17 protein-coding genes are annotated in these 18,075 nt (G+C 43.0%); 9 read left to right on the forward strand and 8 right to left on the reverse strand.

Translation table 11 applies throughout. The annotated features are described in order from the left end of the window. Positions 1-215: 215 nt before the first annotated feature. Positions 216-503, reverse strand: coding sequence for a hypothetical protein (locus ACFSYC_RS15905; RefSeq protein WP_377129598.1), 288 nt, complete (start codon positions 501-503; stop codon positions 216-218). Between the two features lie 57 nt (positions 504-560). On the opposite strand from ACFSYC_RS15905, the gene fabG reads away from it, so the two are divergent. From fabG to ACFSYC_RS15930, 5 genes are all read left to right on the forward strand, one after another. Continuing rightward, positions 561-1,304 carry a 3-oxoacyl-[acyl-carrier-protein] reductase gene (fabG, locus tag ACFSYC_RS15910; protein WP_377129600.1) on the forward strand — a complete coding sequence of 248 codons (744 nt, stop codon included), beginning with the start codon at positions 561-563 and terminating at the stop codon, positions 1,302-1,304. A 179-nt stretch (positions 1,305-1,483) separates the two neighbouring features. Then, positions 1,484-2,119: a hypothetical protein gene (locus ACFSYC_RS15915; RefSeq protein ID WP_377129602.1), complete on the forward strand. Its 636-nt coding sequence runs from the start codon at positions 1,484-1,486 to the stop codon at positions 2,117-2,119. 117 nt (positions 2,120-2,236) lie between these two features. Then, positions 2,237-4,351 carry a hypothetical protein gene (locus tag ACFSYC_RS15920; RefSeq protein ID WP_377129604.1) on the forward strand — a complete coding sequence of 705 codons (2,115 nt, stop codon included), beginning with the start codon at positions 2,237-2,239 and terminating at the stop codon, positions 4,349-4,351. Positions 4,352-4,608: 257 nt separating this feature from the next. Then, positions 4,609-5,646 (forward strand): beta-propeller domain-containing protein, encoded by a 1,038-nt coding sequence (locus ACFSYC_RS15925; protein ID WP_377129606.1) that lies wholly within the window; start codon positions 4,609-4,611, stop codon positions 5,644-5,646. Positions 5,647-5,737: 91 nt separating this feature from the next. After that, positions 5,738-5,923, forward strand: a complete 186-nt coding sequence (locus tag ACFSYC_RS15930; protein WP_377129608.1) for a hypothetical protein — start codon at positions 5,738-5,740, stop codon at positions 5,921-5,923. Between the two features lie 74 nt (positions 5,924-5,997). On the opposite strand, the gene gldB is transcribed toward ACFSYC_RS15930, so the two are convergent. Next, positions 5,998-7,044: a gliding motility lipoprotein GldB gene (gldB, locus tag ACFSYC_RS15935; protein ID WP_449288993.1), complete on the reverse strand. Its 1,047-nt coding sequence runs from the start codon at positions 7,042-7,044 to the stop codon at positions 5,998-6,000. Positions 7,045-7,112: 68 nt separating this feature from the next. Here gldB and ACFSYC_RS15940 point away from each other — a divergent pair, with 68 nt between their 5' ends. Further along, complete coding sequence (locus tag ACFSYC_RS15940) at positions 7,113-8,762, forward strand: NAD+ synthase (RefSeq protein WP_377129612.1); 1,650 nt, start codon at positions 7,113-7,115, stop codon at positions 8,760-8,762. A gap of 47 nt (positions 8,763-8,809) precedes the next feature. Here the strand turns inward: ACFSYC_RS15940 and ACFSYC_RS15945 are convergent, their stop codons facing one another. The 3 genes from ACFSYC_RS15945 to ACFSYC_RS15955 all read right to left on the reverse strand — a co-directional run bounded on the left by ACFSYC_RS15945 (position 8,810) and on the right by ACFSYC_RS15955 (position 11,981). Next, a complete protein-coding gene (locus tag ACFSYC_RS15945; RefSeq protein ID WP_377129614.1) occupies positions 8,810-9,946 on the reverse strand; it encodes a redoxin domain-containing protein in 1,137 nt (378 codons plus the stop codon). 52 nt (positions 9,947-9,998) lie between these two features. Beyond that, positions 9,999-11,180, reverse strand: a complete 1,182-nt coding sequence (locus ACFSYC_RS15950) for a formimidoylglutamase (protein WP_377129616.1) — start codon at positions 11,178-11,180, stop codon at positions 9,999-10,001. 93 nt (positions 11,181-11,273) lie between these two features. Then, complete coding sequence (locus ACFSYC_RS15955; RefSeq protein WP_377129617.1) at positions 11,274-11,981, reverse strand: hypothetical protein; 708 nt, start codon at positions 11,979-11,981, stop codon at positions 11,274-11,276. A gap of 131 nt (positions 11,982-12,112) precedes the next feature. Between ACFSYC_RS15955 and ACFSYC_RS15960 the strand changes: the two genes are divergently transcribed. Further along, positions 12,113-13,342 carry an NADP-dependent isocitrate dehydrogenase gene (locus ACFSYC_RS15960; protein ID WP_377129619.1) on the forward strand — a complete coding sequence of 410 codons (1,230 nt, stop codon included), beginning with the start codon at positions 12,113-12,115 and terminating at the stop codon, positions 13,340-13,342. A 94-nt stretch (positions 13,343-13,436) separates the two neighbouring features. Further along, complete coding sequence (locus ACFSYC_RS15965) at positions 13,437-14,450, forward strand: type I phosphomannose isomerase catalytic subunit (RefSeq protein ID WP_377129621.1); 1,014 nt, start codon at positions 13,437-13,439, stop codon at positions 14,448-14,450. A gap of 371 nt (positions 14,451-14,821) precedes the next feature. Here the strand turns inward: ACFSYC_RS15965 and ACFSYC_RS15970 are convergent, their stop codons facing one another. The 3 genes from ACFSYC_RS15970 to ACFSYC_RS15980 form a co-directional block, all read right to left on the reverse strand. Continuing rightward, positions 14,822-15,442, reverse strand: coding sequence for a YdeI/OmpD-associated family protein (locus tag ACFSYC_RS15970; RefSeq protein WP_377129623.1), 621 nt, complete (start codon positions 15,440-15,442; stop codon positions 14,822-14,824). A gap of 13 nt (positions 15,443-15,455) precedes the next feature. Further along, positions 15,456-16,484 (reverse strand): YcxB family protein, encoded by a 1,029-nt coding sequence (locus tag ACFSYC_RS15975; protein WP_377129624.1) that lies wholly within the window; start codon positions 16,482-16,484, stop codon positions 15,456-15,458. A 62-nt stretch (positions 16,485-16,546) separates the two neighbouring features. After that, positions 16,547-17,575: an NAD-dependent epimerase/dehydratase family protein gene (locus ACFSYC_RS15980; protein WP_377129626.1), complete on the reverse strand. Its 1,029-nt coding sequence runs from the start codon at positions 17,573-17,575 to the stop codon at positions 16,547-16,549. Positions 17,576-17,645: 70 nt separating this feature from the next. Between ACFSYC_RS15980 and ACFSYC_RS15985 the strand changes: the two genes are divergently transcribed. Then, positions 17,646-18,071: a hypothetical protein gene (locus tag ACFSYC_RS15985; protein WP_377129628.1), complete on the forward strand. Its 426-nt coding sequence runs from the start codon at positions 17,646-17,648 to the stop codon at positions 18,069-18,071. Positions 18,072-18,075: the final 4 nt, after the last annotated feature.

Consider the following 18,075-nt stretch of genomic DNA (forward strand, 5'->3'; position numbering starts at 1 on the left):
TTATTGATATAAGAAGAGGAGAAGGGGGGAGGTGTATTAAATTTTAAGCTGATAAAATTTAATTTTTACCAGTGAAAAATGTATTGATAAATTATTACCAGTTGTTATTGTTTGATAGGTAAGTCTCGCCAACCTCGTTCCTCTCAATGATGTGCTATTGATAATTAATCAGTATTCATATTGATAAACTGATAGTCATAGTTAAGCAAGTTGCGTTAAGGATGGTAGCGGATACCGGCCTTGTGGCTAAGGCCTGCAGGCGTATGAGCGTACAGCCTGACCCGTAGGGTAACGCCTATATGATAAAGATGCCTGCAAAAAGCGTCCGTCCGCATAGTCACTGGTACAAGACGGACACCCGGACACCATGTGTTAAAAAGTCGCCATATTTTTACTGATGACTTTTTAAAGTAAACGCTGCCAAAAGCGTCCGCTCCGTCCGCTTTGTTCCGGTAAGGTTGCGGACGGACAACGTAATTACGGTTAGCCGAAGTTGCTTTCATTAACTTTTCATACTAAATACTTATCTTCGCCCCCCGAAGCAGGATTGTTTAAAGTTTATGAAATTATTAGAAGGAAAAACCGCGTTAATAACCGGAGCGTCAAAAGGCATTGGACGCAAGATTGCCGAAAAGTTTGCCGAGCATGGCGCTAATGTGGCTTTTACTTACTTATCGTCTGTTGACAAGGGCCTGGCTTTAGAGCAGGAACTGCAAAGCTTTGGTACCAAAATTAAAGGTTACCGCAGCAATGCAGCCAAATTTGACGAGGCAGAACAACTGATTAATGACATTGTAGCCGATTTTGGCGCACTGAATATAGTAGTTAACAACGCCGGTATTACTAAAGACGGACTGTTAATGCGTATGACCGAGGAGCAGTGGGACGACGTAATTGAAGTTAATCTGAAATCGATTTTCAACGTTACCAAAGCTGCATCAAAAGTAATGATGAAGGCACGCGATGGTGTGTTTATTAACATGAGCTCTGTAGTTGGCGTTGATGGTAACGCAGGCCAATCAAACTACGCGGCATCAAAAGCCGGCATTATTGGTTTCTCAAAATCAATGGCTAAAGAGCTTGGCTCGCGTAATATCCGTACCAACGTTATCGCTCCCGGCTTTATCCGTACCGAAATGACAGAGGTGTTAGACCCTAAAGTAGTTGAAGGCTGGGCAGCATCTATCCCGCTTAAACGTGCCGGCGAAACCGAAGACGTGGCCAACGCCTGCGTTTTCTTGGCGTCTGACATGGCAACTTACATCACCGGTCAGGTTATCCCGGTTGATGGTGGGATGTTGTAGCTGAAGATAGGAGATTAAAGAGTAAAGATTGGGCTTAGCAGTTAAGCCATTCCTCCGCGCGTCATTGCGAGGAACGAAGCAATCTCTACGTAGTACAATGTTCTGATAGCGTATAAATCATAATAAAAACAGCATATTTGATAATACAGATATGCTGTTTTTTATGAAGCACCTAAGCTATGAATAGACTGATTTTATTGTCTCTACTTATCCCTTGTTTGGCTTTTGGACAGCATACCAAAGGCGTCAAGCGAGGCAAATATTATATAGGCGTTGATCTTAAAGGAAAGGAAGCGGTATTAGCCAATAAATACTGCACCTGCTTTAATAATCATAAGTACAACCCCACGCAAAGACGGTCATTTTTTCCTTTTAATAAGGCAGCAAGTGTAAGGCTTATTTCATTTACCTTACCCTCTGATATAAATCAGCCTGATGATTACTCACTGGCATATACCCCAGTTTCGGCAGGGCACTATAAAATAAACACTAGGCAAATCAAGGAAAGTAAAATATTGTCAGGAGCAGCTGTCGATTCGCTTACTGATATGATGTACAATGTTGGTTATACGCCCATTAAACTCAATTTTAAATTGGTTAGCGCTCGCTACAACTGCTACGATCCGCATAATGCTATACTATTTTTTAATAATGAGGGCGAGGTTAATGAATACATCGAACTATGTTTTGATTGTGAACGGTATTTCTTAAGTTCAAGCAAAATAAAAAACACAATTTATTGCGATCAAAAGTATGATATGTTAAAAGGCTTTTTTGTAGCTCAGGGAATTAAATACGGTACGGTATTACCTTAGCATAATAAAGAGTAGCGTTAATCCTTTATCAACATTATTACAATAAACATTGACATTAATTTTGCATTTTGCGGTATACGCACAAAGCATATAACCATCGTCACGTACAACCTGTAAATGCTATTATTTTCAATCACCTGGGGGGCAGTATCCGGATGGTGGGCCCTGGTTGGCCTGCTGTTGGCTGTAGCCTACGCGTGGTTAATGTACCGGCAGCCGGTAAACCTGTCAGACAAATTTAGGTACATGCTTGCTGCGTTTAGAGGCGTAGCGGTGTTTTTAATAACCATGCTGCTGGTGTCGCCGCTGGTACGGTCTACCAATTACCAGCCACAAAAGCCGTTGGTTTTGGTTCTTCAAGACAATTCTGCCTCCATAAAATTATTCGGTGTTAACCAAAAAGACAAAGTCTCCCCACCCGGGGGAGATTTAGAGGGGGGTGTTGTTGACAACCTGGCTAAGCTTAAGCAACAGCTTGGCGATGGTTATGATGTGCAGGAATTTAACTTCGGGCATGGCTTAAACCCGGGCTTGTCGAAAACTTTTTCCGCTAGGCAAACCAACCTTGCAGCCGCGCTAAACCAGTTGAACGATCGCTTTGTAAACCAAAACATAGGCGCCTTAGTTGTGGCAACAGATGGCCTCTACAACCAGGGTGCCGACCCGCAATACGAGGCGCGCAACTTTAAAACCAGCATTTACACCATTGCCTTAGGCGATACCATAGCCCGCCGTGATTTGCTGATAGGTAATGTAAACTATAATAAGACCGCCTTTTTAGGTAATGATTTTGAGATAGAGGTGCTTACACAAGCTTGGCAAAGCCAGGGCGAGAGCATCCGCCTTAGTGTTACCGAGGGTGGGCGCCAACTGTACAGCCAGGTACAAGCGGTAAGCGGCGATGCTTTTAAACAAAATATCACCATAAAATTAAATGCCGATAAAAAGGGCATCCATAAATACAACATCGCTATCGCGCCGGTAAAAAATGAGCTGTCCACCCAAAACAACATAGAGACTATTTATGTGGAAGTGCTGGATACCAAGCAGAAGATACTGCTGGTATATGATGCCGCTCACCCCGACATCAGCGTAATAAAACAGGCAATTGAGGCTAATAAAAACTTCGAACTAAAAGCCGTACATGTAGACGATTTCGACGAAATTAAATTAGCCGATTATAGCCTGGTAATGATGCACCAGCCAAGCCCGGCAACCTTTTCCATACTAAAGGAGCTGATAACTAAAACCAAAATACCGTTATGGTATATGCTGGGCGCGCAGGCAGATATCAGCAATTTTAACACGGCTCAAAAGTTGGCTCAAATAAGCGCAGTAAGGTTTGATATGCAAGAGGTGTTTGCACAGCCGGTGGCTGATTTCGCATCGTTTACATTAACAGACTCCACCTTGCAAAAAATTGGCAAAATGCCGCCTTTAATGGCGCCTTTTGCCAGTTATACCACCAACGTAACCAACGGCACCTTGTTAAAGCAACGCATTGGCACGGTAGCCACCAGTTACCCGGTATTGTTATTTGGCGATGATAATGGCCGCCGCACAGGTATTCTTACCAGCGAGGGCCTGTGGCGTTGGCAGCTGGCCGAGTTTGAAGCCTATAACAACCATACCGCCATGGAGGAGTTGTTTAGCCAGAGCGTACAGTACCTTACTGCCAACGCCAACAGGCAGCGTTTTAGGGCCTACCCGGCAAAGAATATTTTTGACGAAGGCGAGAACGTGCTGCTTAACGCCGAGCTGTACAACGACGCGCTTGAGTTGGTAAACACCCCCGATGTTAAGATTGAATTTAAAAATGCCCAAGGCAAAAACTACAGTTTTTTGGCTACCCGCAACGGCCAAAGCTATCGCCTTGATGCCGGTACGTTACCGGTGGGCGAGTACACTTATTCGGCATCAACCAAATTAGGTCCACGGGCTTTTAATGCCAATGGGCAGCTTACGGTTAAACCGCTTAACCTGGAGATTCGCCAAAGTGCCGCTAATCATCAGCTGTTAAGAAATATCGCGCAACAAAGTGGAGGTAAATTTATGAAGCCTTCAGAAATTGATCAGTTAGCCAACCTCATCAAAAAGAACGAGAACATCAAAACCCTGGTGTACGAGGACAAGCATTACAGCGACATGATCGACGTAAAATGGATCTTCGGCCTGATATTGCTACTGCTAAGCGCCGAGTGGTTTTTGCGAAAACGTGAGGGCGAGGTGTAAGGCAAGCCAAACGAGAATTGTTAGGTATCAAAAAGTAGCCGGCCAGCTTTCCCGGTCCTGACGGGAAGATGAGAACTATTATCGAAGAACAAGCTAAAGATTTTAACTATAAAAGATTAAAAGAGGATGTTAAGTTGCTATTGACGCATAACGGCAAGTAAGCTCCGAAATACGGCAACGATTGCACACTTATATCGCTTTAGGTATGGGGTATGCACTTCAATTGGCTAATTTTATATTAACCAATTGAAAATTTTATGAGCAGTATATTGAACCTAAACAAGCATGGTCTGGTAGTTTTAAAGTGTTTTTTTGTTGCGTTTGTTACGGCTGGTTCTGCCGGTCCAAGCGTCGCGCAGCAAAGTAAAAAACCATCGGCCCCAGCTGTATTACCCGGCAAAGGTGCAGCGCAATTCGATTTCTTTTATGCGGGCGAGGCCAAGCAACGCAATATGTACATTGTAAAAAATGGTAAGGTCACCTGGTCGTACCTTGATTCGACCGGCCGTGGCGAAATTAGCGACGCGGTCTTGACTAAAAACGGCAATGTGCTCTTCGCGCACCAATTCGGCGTTACCCTTATCGACAAAAACAAAAAGGTGCTGTGGCATTACGAGGCACCCAAAGATCACGAAACCCATACTGCGCAGCCCATAGGCACCGATCATGTAGTGTTTATACAAAATGGCGATACCGCAAAACTATTTGTAATGAACATTAAAACCAATAAAATTGTGCAGCAGTTTCCGTTAGAGACGCGTGGCAAGGGTGCTCACGGTCAGTTCCGTCATGCACGGTTAACGCCAAAAGGCACTTATCTGGTAGCACATATGGATTTGGGTAAGGTGCGCGAGTATAACGTTAACGGCGAGCAATTGCTATCCGTAGATATGCCGGGTATCTGGGCTGTAGAGCCACTAAAAAATGGAAATATATTAGCTTGTGGCCACGAAGGTAGCCGCACTTCGTTTACCCGAGAACTAAATAGTAAGGGCGCAGTAGTTTGGGAATATATGATGAGTGATCTGCCCAATTACCGTTTCCTTGAACCTCAAATAGCCGTCCGCCGTGCTAATGGCAACACGCTAATTAACAACTGGTTTAACCAGTGGGGCGGTAAGTTTGATGCCAATGACGCGGAGGTGCAGGCCATAGAAGTAACCCCCGATAAGAAGATAGTATGGGCCTTGCGCGAATGGGCAGCTCCATTAAACCTGGGTCCATCAACCATTATCCAGCCTTTAAATGATGCTAACGCGATAACAGAAAATGTGCATTTTGGGTATATACAGTAGTTTGACCCGGTAAACTCTAATATATTGTCGATTGCCTCTTCTATTTTCGCTAAACATTTCTATTTTTGTACCAAATAAAAAAATACGCACTATGGACTCAATGAAGGAAGCAAACTCAGAACGTCACTATATATTATTAGTTATCGCGATAGTTATCGGCTTAGTGGGCGTTTACTTACGCTTCGCCGATTTTAGACATGCTTCGGCGGTTGCTAACATTGTTTTAGCTATTGGCGCTGGTGTAGGGCTTAAAGCCGTATTTGATATCATTAAGTAGTACTACTTCAATACATAAAAAAGCGTCCTGCAGGTTACTTGCCGGGCGCTTTTTGTTTGTAGCATACTCGCCGTTTATTTGGGGCGATATTTCGAGTCGTTCAATATCTGCTGGGCATCATTATTTACCATCAACTGTTGCAGGGTAACGTCGGGATGTTTTTCCATGTACTGTTTAACAATTTGCCAGCCGGTCCAAACGCCAAGCTTTGGTGCCGATGGGTTGCCCTGTAAGCCCCCAAACTGCGGGGTAAAGGGCGCTTCGTTGATATAGGTTTGAATTTTTTGCAGATCAGTCTCGTACAATAAATTTTGCTCCAGCATATAGCCCCATATGGTCGATTTAAAGTCGTCGCACCATTTAATCTGCTGGCTTGTAAAGCCAATTTTTAAGGAGTCGGGCACATTGGGCAGCACCTGGTCCATAAAATAAAGGATCTTACCATTGTATACCATTTTGGATAATAGGGTCTTGTTATCGTCGCTTTCCACAAACATGTCCTCGCGGGCAATGCCCTCCACAACCCGCGCAGAGAGATGCTCAGGCGTAAAACGGCGCGAAATGTAACGGGGGAAAACCTCCGTTAACGCCGGGTAAAATCTGGAATTAGCACCCAAAAACAAATCAAGCCCGATACCGAAGTAGCCATCGCCAACGCTGGTTTGCGCTTTAAAGCCCGAAAAGTAGGCATATACTTTAGGTGTATTTTTTTTGGGATAATAATACTTTATCCGGCGGAAAGCATCTGTCAATTCAGCTTCCTGCTTTTGGAGCTGGCCCGGGTAAACAGAGTCTACATCGTGCTTAAGGTCATTGTAGGGGCGACCCTTAAAAACTTCGCGGAGCGTTTTAAAGTAGTTGGTGTCTTGCACACTGCCTGCTTCCAGGATTTGCTGGGTATAGTCGCGGTAAAAGTCACCATATTTTTGTAATAGCGCAATGGCTTGCGGCTCCATGGGTTTCGTCCGCAGCTGGTCAAAATCATGGTCAAAGCGTGCAATTTTAACATCAATGGGTATATTACTTACATCGATATCTTTTTTGCCCCCGCATGCGGATAAGAGTAGCCCAACAATAAAAAATAAATAAATTTGTTTCAACTTGTAGAAGGTTGGTATCATTTTTATACTTTCAACAAAATTAATCTATTATTTGCATTTAGGTGCAAGCCGTTAATTGTATAACTACTATGAAAATAGCATTAGCCCAACTTAATTATCACGTAGGTAATTTTGAGTCGAACACTGCACATATTATCAAAAACATTCAAATAGCCCGCCAAAACGGCGCCGACCTGATTGTTTTTGCAGAACTGTGCCTGTGTGGCTACCCTGCCAGAGATTTTTTAGAGTTTAAAGAATTTATTAATCAATGCGAACTATCAGCGCAACAAATTGCTGCCGAGTGTAACGATATTGCCTGTATTATTGGCTTGCCTATACCCAATTTAAAACCAGAGGGGAAGGACCTTAATAACTCTGCCTACTTTATTGCTGATGGTAAGGTGCAAGCGGTAGTAAACAAAGCCTTGTTGCCCAACTATGATATTTTTGATGAGTACCGCTATTTTGAACCATCCACCGAGTTTAGCTGTATTGATTTTAAGGGCAAACGCATTGCATTAACTATTTGCGAGGACCTGTGGAACACTATTGAGAACCCACTATACATTACCCGCCCGATGGATACGCTGATAAAGCAAAACCCCGATGTGATGATCAACATCGCCGCGTCGCCTTTTGCATATAATCATGATGAAGAGCGCATTGAGATTTTGAAGGACAATGCAAAACGCTACAACCTGCCCTTATTTTACGTTAACCACGTAGGCGCGCAGACCGAACTGATCTTCGACGGTGGATCATTAGTGTTTGATAAAGCCGGTAATTTGGTTGATGAGTTGCCTTATTTTGAGGAAGCGTTAACGTACTACACTTTAGAGGACAACGGCAGCATAACGCTCAACCAACCAACAACCATTAAGGCTCAACGAGATACCGATATAGCCCAGATTAACAATGCCCTGGTATTGGGTATTCGCGATTATTTCCACAAGTCAGGTTTTAAGCAGGCTATATTGGGCCTATCAGGCGGGATTGATTCTGCCGTTGTATGCGCGCTGGCTGCCGAGGCTCTGGGGCCTGAAAATGTGATGGCCGTGCTGTTGCCATCTAAATTCTCCAGCGACCATTCGATACAAGACGCTGTGGACCTGGTGGCCAATTTGGGGTGTATGAGCGAAACCATCGCCATAAAAAATGTTACTGATGAGTTTGAAAAAGCTTTGAGCCCGCAGTTTAAAAACCTGCCTTTCAATATTGCCGAAGAAAACATACAATCGCGCAGCCGCGCTGTTCTGTTGATGGCTATGTGTAATAAGTTTGGCTTTATACTGCTTAATACCTCAAATAAAAGCGAAGTGGCGGTAGGTTATGGCACTTTATATGGGGATATGTGCGGCGGTATGTCCGTTATTGGCGACGTTTATAAAACACAGGTTTTTGAGCTGGCACGATACATTAACCGCGAGCGCGAGATTATTCCGGAAAACACAATAGTTAAACCACCGTCAGCTGAATTAAGGCCTGGTCAAAAAGATTCTGACTCGTTACCTGAGTACGATGTGTTAGATAAGGTAATTGCAGAGTATATAGAGCGCAGACGCTCTGCGAGGGAGATCATCGAACTGGGCTATGACGAAGCCACCGTACATCGCACAATAAAGCTCATCAACATTGCTGAGCATAAACGTTATCAAACCCCGCCAATTTTGCGCGTATCGCCAAAGGCTTTTGGTATGGGTAGGAGGATGCCGATAGTTGGAAAGTATTTAGCGTAGCGGAACATAGCCTGTCAGCCTATACAAACATAGGATTACAACTTTTTTTACTTCGCTAACAATTCTGCCAATTTATCTTCCAGGTCTGTTCCTCGTAGGTTTTTGGCTATGATCTTTCCGGCAGGGTCAAGCAGGAAATTAGCCGGGATGCTTTGAACAAAATAAAGTGCCGCAGCAGCATTGCTCCAGTATTTAAGGTCTGATACCTGCGCCCACTCCAAGCCGTCTTTATTCACGGCAGCCATCCAGGCTGCTTTATCATTAGGCCTGTCTAAGGATACGCCCAGTATGGTGAAATTTTTGGACTTGTATTTTTGATACGCCTTAACCACATTGGGGTTCTCGGCACGGCAGGGGCCGCACCATGATGCCCAAAAATCTATCAACACATATTTACCTTTAAAAGATGATAGCTTAACAGGCTTGCCGTCGGCATCAGGCTGTGTAAAATCTGGCGCCAGCGACCCAATAGCGGTTATTCTTGCTTCGTCTATCGACTTTTTAAGCACCTTGCCCATCTCCATATTTTTGATGGTCCAGTCAAGGGTTTCAAAAAGGCGATCGAGTTCGGCCGTTTCGGTATTTTGTTTACCTAATTGGCTTAACACTATAAGGCTTAAAAAACTTTTTGGGTGCGATGTAATGAACGTTTTAAGCACCCCACGCTGATTGTTTTGCAGGGTTTTTATACGCTCCTGGATAGAACGTTGAAATTCAGCCGTTGCAGCTTGTTGTGGCGTGGCGGCTAACCTGTCGTCGTTTAGTTTTTTAGCCGATGCCATTACCGTCGCAATTTGAGCAGTTAACTGTTTATTATCATCGTTTAAAATAGAGCCTGTAATATCAGCGTATTTTATCGAATCCTTTTCGGTGCTGATACTGATAGTGCCCTGATCTACAAACAGGTTTAGCATGTCCGGTGTGTTACCAAGCTTAGCCATGCCCACGCCTTTATGATCAATAACCAGCATCGCGAATGAGGGGCTGGGCACGGTGCCTATAATTGTAAAACTGCCATTCACAATTAAGGCCGAATCGACAACTTTAATAGCACCTTGTTGGTAAAGCAGATAAGCCAATGCCGGCGTGCTCACTTTGCCTATTTTGCCACTTACAGTAAAGGCTTGCTGGGCAAAACCCATTGCAGGCACTAAAAGGCCTAATAAAAACAGTATTTTTTTCATCAACTAAATGCTATCAGCTTGATTAACGTATAATTTAACTTAGGATTGCCCCCTACGATAGTTTTTGATAAGTGCGCCACCAAAGGTCAGGCATTTCGCCGGATATGGCGGTTTGGTAATCGTCGTACCGGCAGGGCACTAAATGAAAGCGTTCGTTTTTTGAGCCGCCGGTAGGGTAGGGTACCTGCATCCACCAGCGGTCTGATTTCTTGCTTTTTACAAACACCAGCTCGTGGTCGTCGTGCATGAGGCTTGTTTTGTAAATGAGGTATTGCGATTTTGGATTTAGCGGGAAATCTTTTTTACGATTATAAACCCCATCAATAAAATACCATATCATTTGCGACAATAGCAAAGCGGTTTGGCCATTAGTATCATAGGCGGGGTTAAACTCATAAAACCCTATAGAGGTAAGCTTGTCATTAAAACCAGCATACCTACAGATCTGGCAGGCCTCTTCGCCATATAAGCCATTAGGTGTCGCGTTTGCATTTGCCGGCGCGTCGGCCGACCGGATGGCGCTGATATCAAAACTGATAACGTTGGCATTGCGGATAACAGGCTCAGAAATGCTGATATTGCCGCTTATAGCGCCCAGGCGATGTGTGTCGAAGTATAACTTCTCCATCACATTTAAACTGTCCTGGCTGGCAAAAAATGTTTGATAACCCAAGTTGCTGTAGTTGAACAGGTAATTGGGCTCGTGCAAAAGTATGCGGTTAAGGAATGAAGTTGATGTAGTCTCAAAATTGGTGGAGTTATCCTCGGGGTCAAGATCAAGGTGCGAGTCGACCACAACAAGATCGACCTTTTGCTCCAGGGTTTCGTAGCCCAAGTATTGCGCGTAAGTAAGGTCCTGCCCGCCGCCGATGATAACCGGGATGATATCGTTTTTAACCAACTCTGCCACTACGGTTTTAACAGCGAAATATGTATCGGTAACCGTTTCGCCCTGGCGTATGTTCCCTAAATCAACTATGCGGGTAGTGTAAGCGCCTTCGTGCAGTTGGTAAAGTTTCTCGCGGACATAATCGGGCGCTAGCGCGCAGCCCGGGTTATTAATTGCATTCCGATCATCTAATACACCAAATATGGCAATTTTAACCTCCTGATCCAGATCAGGAAAGCGGTCGGTATAAGTGCTGATTTTACTCCCCAAATGACTGGTGAAATACCCGTTTTTTGGAGCAATATTGTTCAGATCAAGGGGCGTGAAAAAATCAGATAGTGACATGGATTACTAGGGCGTTTTGCTTACCTGCAAATATGCGGATAGATGGGCGTATGTGCAAGTTAAGAATAAACACTTGCCAATCATGCCGGCTTATCAATTACTAATTGGTTTGCGATAGGTAGCAATTTGCCCGAAAGCGTACTTAATACCAATGCCAAACTGTGCGTACGAGTCTTTTTGTGTACCTGCTTCAAAACCATCAAGGCCATCGCCTAAAATAAAATTGTATTGGTAGCCTAAGTCTATTTTAATATGAGGTTCGCTGTAGCTGTTGTAAATCTTAAACTCGTAACCTAGCCTGAGTGGTACAACCAATTGCTTGCTTTTATCAGACCCGGGTGTGTAAAAGCCGGGAACTTTAATGGAGTAGCGATTGATTTCTTTCAAATCATTTAAAATCACGCCAAGGCCCGATGATACATACAGATTTTTTAAAGCATTTTTTACACCACCGTCCGAATAATCGAGTATCTCGCCACCTTGCAGCTGGCCCCTAAGCATTACTGCATTATACGCGTTGGTAAATTGCCTTCCTGTAGTAGTATTTAAGGCATCGCCACCTTGCAGGTTGCCGGTTTGCATTTCAACGACATAATTTACAAAAGGTGTGGCGTTGTAGGTAAAATTAAGGCGGGCGGACCTGCTGCTTTTAGAAGTTTGCGCGTCGGTATAAGGGGTGTTAAAATCAAGTCCTATGCCAAACTCATATTGTTTATAGTTAATGCCTACTTGTGCCTTAGCGGAACTTATGCACAGACATAGTATTAATAATGAGAGACAGTTTTTAAATAAATGATTCATGTTATTAATGCGCAAGCTAAAATTGAGCCCCGAATTTATTTAAAATTAACCACTTATTTTACAATTTGAAGTAATTATTGATAAACACTATTTTATATATTTGGGGCCATTATAAAAAAATAACATCTGCTATGTCAAAAATAAAAGTAAATAATCCGGTTGTTGAGCTGGATGGCGATGAAATGACCCGCATTATCTGGAAGTTTATCAAAGATAAATTGATAGTACCTTACCTTGATCTGGACATTAAATATTATGACCTCGGTTTAGAGTATCGCGACGAAACTAACGACCAGGTAACCATTGATGCTGCCAACGCTATTAAACAATACGGCGTAGGTATTAAATGCGCTACTATTACTCCTGATGAGCAACGTGTTGAAGAGTTTGGTTTGAAGCAAATGTGGAAATCGCCGAACGGAACTATCCGTAATATTTTGGATGGTACAGTTTTCCGCGAGCCTATTTTAATGAATAACGTACCGCGTTTGGTGCCAAACTGGACAGCGCCAATCTGTATTGGTCGTCACGCTTTTGGCGACCAGTACCGGGCTACCGATTTTGTTACTAAAGGCAAAGGCAAGCTTACTATCAAATTCACCCCAGAAGATGGCAGCCCTGAGCAATCATTTGAGGTTTTTAACTTTAAAAGCGATGGCGTTGCTTTAGCAATGTATAATACTGACGAGTCTATCCGTGGTTTTGCGCACTCATGCTTTAATCAAGCATTGATGAAAGGCTGGCCTTTATACCTGTCAACTAAAAACACCATCCTTAAAAAATACGATGGTCGTTTTAAAGATATTTTTGAAGAGATCTACCAGGCAGATTACAAACAACAGTTTGATGATGCAGGTATTGTTTACGAACACCGCCTAATTGATGACATGGTTGCATCGGCCCTTAAATGGAACGGTAATTTTGTTTGGGCTTGTAAAAACTACGACGGCGACGTACAAAGCGACACAGTAGCACAAGGCTTTGGTTCATTAGGTTTAATGACATCTACCTTGGTTACGCCAGACGGTACCGTTATGGAAGCCGAGGCGGCACACGGTACAGTGACCCGCCACTACCGCGAGCATCAAGCCGGCCGCCCTACGTCTACTAACCCTATCGCGTCGATCTTTGCATGGACACGTGGTTTAGAGTTCCGTGGTAAATTAGATAACAACCAGGAGCTGATTGATTTTTGCCACACTTTAGAGCAGGTTTGTATTGAAACTGTTGAAAGCGGCAAAATGACCAAGGATTTGGCTATCACCATAAAACCTAAAGTACAACACGGTGTCGACTTTTTATACACCGAAGAGTTTTTAGAAGCTATTGACGAGAACTTGAAAGCAAAGTTGGGTAAGTAATACCTAACATCTGTATATATACAAACCCATCCAATGCATTGGATGGGTTTTTTTGTACGATTTTCGTACTTTTGCAACCTTAAACAACACTATCATGTCTACTACGCTCTATCCATTAAAATTCAAAACCATATATAAAGACAAGATCTGGGGAGGTCAAAAAATTAAGACCTATCTAAATAAAGATTTTGGCAACTTGCCCAACTGCGGCGAAACCTGGGAGATTTCAGGGGTAAAATCTGATGTTTCTATAGTTAACGGCGGAGCGCTTGATGGGGAATCGCTGGCTGATTTGTTAGTGAAATATGGTGCCGATTTGGTAGGCGAGCAGGTGTACCAGCATTTTGGCAATATCTTCCCTTTGCTGGTCAAGTTTATCGACGCTAACGAAGATCTTTCTATACAAGTTCATCCTGATGACGAGCTGGCAAAAAAACGCCACAACTCGTTTGGTAAAACAGAAATGTGGTACATCATTGAGTCTGACCCGGGATCAACCCTTATAGCAGGTTTTAATAAAGAGTTAACTCAGGAAGAATACCTGGAGAAATTTAACAGTGGTCATTTAATGGATGTGCTAAACCGTGAGACTGCCAGCGAGGGTGATGTTTTCTTTTTACCTGCCGGCCGTGTGCATACTATTGGCGCAGGGTTATTGCTAGCAGAAATTCAGCAGACGTCGGACATTACTTATCGTATCTACGATTTTGACCGTGTTGATGACAAAGGCAATAAACGCGAGCTACATACCGAAGAGGCTTTAGCTGCGATAGATTACAAACACTATCCTGAATACAAAACAAAGTATACGCCTGCAAAAGATGAGACCGTTAAATTAGTTAGCTGCCCATACTTTACCACGAATGTTTTAGACGCTACCGGAAATGTAAGTAAAGATTACAGCAGCCTTGACTCTTTTGTAATACATGTTTGCCTTGCCGGTGCTTACACTATTAAATACAACGGCGAAAGCTACCCGGTTAAGATGGGTGAGTGTATTTTGCTGCCTAAAACTATTGATAAAATTGACATACAGACCGAGAGCGGTTTTAAAATTCTGGAAAGCTACATAGCTTATACGTTGACCTATTCCCATTACAATATTTAGTAAAAAAAGGATTTGAGCAAATAGGAATAAACCTATGCAAACCAGTAAAGGGTTAATGGTTTGATAGCCATCTAAAACTATATTTAAAATTATTAGCAAAGACGATATGACTATAGTAATTGTGACGTGAAACCATGTTAGCCATTTTCGCCAAAGTGTTTTTTCCGTCAGCTTATAAGTCACCCAGATAAGTAATAGCAAAACTATTAACAGACTAAACGCGACGGCAAGTGGAATAACAAAATAAGTGTCAAGAAGATTGACGTCAAAGGCTTCTTCCCCAGCTAATAACACAATACATAGGAGTACGATCGCCACTAGTATAAACAAATGGAAAGGGCGTTTCTTTATATCTAAAATCAACTGTTTCATTACTGATATTTCCAGTTCCTCGTCTTTCCTTCTGCTATCCACTCCAGCGCCGTTTCCATGCGTTTTTGGCGGGTGGCTTCGGTTTTGGCTTCGGTTATCCATTCCAGATATTCACGTTTTTTTGATGGACTAAAATCGTGATATATGGCCAGGGCTTTCGGCTCTCGCTCAAGCATGGCGGCAAAATCATCAGGCATGAGTATCTCGGTCTTTGGGCCTTTTGCCGGCTTTGGCTTTTTAGGAGCTGCCAGCCCGGGGTCATCTTTTATAGCAATTGCCTGCAAAATGATCTCGGTTAAAATTGCATCACCTGGAAGGTCTGCCAGTTGTGTTATCCGCCCAAAATTACCCGCCGATTCTTTTTCGTCCCCAAGCTGAATTACGCCGTGCGGGTCTGCAAAGGTTGAGCTACCCCAAAAACCAAACACGCAGTGCTCTTTAAACCCTGCCATATTTGCCAATACGCCTTTGTACTCAAAAAAGGGGTGTCCCCATTTAATGGTCTCTGTTATTAAAGGTGATGCAGCGTGCATCAACTGGCGGATGTGCGCAAGTATGGGTTGTGCAAAAGGGGCTTTTTTGCCAATGTAATCGTCAATGCGTGTGTCATATTGGTTCATGATATTGCAATTATTATCTCTTTATAATTAGCCCCATCTTTGCGGTATCTATCGACAAAGTTGGGTATATATCATCTTTTGTATTAGGAATTTTATCAATCCCGGATGAAAAAATGGTATAACCTTTTGATTTTAGCTGATAATTAAATGTGTCTTTTTTGCTATCAGCCAGCAAGGGATCATGAAGATTTACAAATTGGTTACTGAGATTCAACTGTTGTAAATTATCAGGATACTTGCCATTTTGAATTTTGTAAAACTCGATTTCCTTTACAAGACTGTTTAAGCTGTTTTTATTTGAATTAATAAAGGCGCCACCGAAAAAGTTGATTTTATCAGCGTATCCTAAAAAAACATACACAGCTACGGTAAGGCAAATACCCGCGGCCCCAATAAAAACCAGCCACTTATCTTTGTATTTAAATATTCCGTGTAAAACCAATACAACGCCAACAACCCCACCTATTATCGGAATCAGCCCCAGCAGACCTAACAAATAAGGGGGCTTGTCTTTTTTATAGTGGGCAGGATTTGATGCTGAATTCCCCCTTGGCTTCACAATGTTGGTTTCGGCAAGCCCGTAAAAATTTATCGCGTCTGCTTCAGTGGCAAAGGTGCTTCTGGGAATCATCAGAAATCGCTTATCCTTTAATATAAAACTAATATATTGTTGGTTAATCTTAGCTCCGGCAAAGGCTTCCCATTTCCTTAAAGAGCTTGTTGAGGCGCCTTCAGATTGTAGCCCTTCATCCAGTATGGTCCATTTTCTTAGTTCCGTATATCCCGCATCGCTTGTCAACAACTGGTTTAGCTTTCTATCATGTATATAAAGCGGCAGGAAATAAAACAATACCGAAATAAATATAGCACCAGCAATAATTACCTTACCTGTTGTCAATAAGCTAAAGGGATGACTAAACGCAACAATCCAAAAAACCAACAGAGCAGCTATAAGAGGACTTTTTTTTAGAAAATTGCCTGCTAATTGGGCCTTGTAATATTTTACGTAATCTTCTCTGCTAGTTCGGAATTCAATTTCCATTGGTTAATGCGGTATTCGTTTATCTAATATATAAATTAAATGGCTAATGATGCGGAATTGAGTTACTTTGACAAACGCTCGCAAATCTCCTGGATAGATTTAACTATCGGTTTAAACTCAATGCCAATCGCAGCTTTGATCTTACTGTTATCAAAATTGCGGGTTTGTATAGACGATAGAGCAGCTATCTTATCAATAGCCGGTGGTTTGCGGGTAATAAAGCTTGCCAGCGCCGCACCTCGCCAGGCCAGTTTCATCATCCAGGGGCGGGCTAATTTGGAAGGCGGAGGTATGTTAAATGCTTTGGCAGTAGCGGTAGTTATATCTTTATAGCTCCAGTTTTCGGCGCTGATGATATAGCGTTGCTCGCTTATACCGCTGTTCATGAGGGCTATCATGCATTTGGCAACATCTTGTACATCAACAAAACCAGCGCCGCCATCCGTATAAAACTTAAGTCCCCGGCGTACCGTTTCAAAGAGCTGGCCGCTGCCAAGAGTGCCGGCATTAGGGCCTATTATTAATGACGGATTTACAATTACGGCATTCAGTCCTTCGGCTATGCCGCGCCAAACTTCCATCTCACTTTCAAGCTTTGATATAGCGTAGCCATCACGTTCTGTAGCAACATCCAGATGATGGTTTTCTGTAATTAGTTGGCCGGGCTTGGTATTGCCAATTGCCGCTATTGAGCTTACATGCACCATCCTGATGCCATGATCGGTACATAAGTTTACAAGATTACCTGTCCCGGCAATGTTGGTTCGGATCATCGGCTCTTTATCTGCCTGTTTAAGTGAAACCAACGCGGCAGCATGATATACCTGGGTGACACCCTGCAAGGCATCCTCTAACGCGAAAATGTCAAGCATATCCGCGTCAACCCATTCGATGTTTTTGTATGATGATAATAAGGCGGGGATGATAGATGTCTTTCTTTTGGTACAGCGCAGGGGCTGGCCGTTCTCAGCTAACTGTCTGGCTACCTCTGCACCTAAAAAACCTGTTGCACCTGTTACTAATATCATTTTTGGGATGGTAGTGCAAATGTGCAGATACAAGCCGGCATATGCAAATGGTAACTTGATCATTAGGTAAGGAAAGGATATGGCGATCAATTTTGGCAAGGTTTTTACTATATATATTATAAAAAAATACACCATGAAAACCATCGATCCAACAAACGACGAAAGCATCGACAATGATGACATCTTAAATGACGGCTCTGGCGATACTATTGATAACGAAGAATTAACTTTCAATACCGAGGCTAATAGCTTTGAGCTTGATGTAAAGAGCGACGACCCCGACTATGATCACCCGGACCCATATAATACCGCGCCTATAGTAGGTGATGACTTTGATTCTAGTTACGATGAAGCCAACCCAACAGCGGTAGATGAATATATTGGAAATGAGTCGTTAGAGACTGATGTAAGTCAATTGGGTATGCATATCGATAATGGTCAGATTCTCAGTGTTAACGCGGTAGACGAGTCATTGGCACATACGCCTGAAGATGATAGGGATGATCTGGACGAAGAGGGGTATCCTAAAAACGATACACCAGATAATATCAAATTATAATTGA

The sequence above is a fragment of the Mucilaginibacter antarcticus genome (assembly GCF_042686155.1).
In the GTDB taxonomy this organism is placed as follows: domain Bacteria; phylum Bacteroidota; class Bacteroidia; order Sphingobacteriales; family Sphingobacteriaceae; genus Mucilaginibacter; species Mucilaginibacter antarcticus.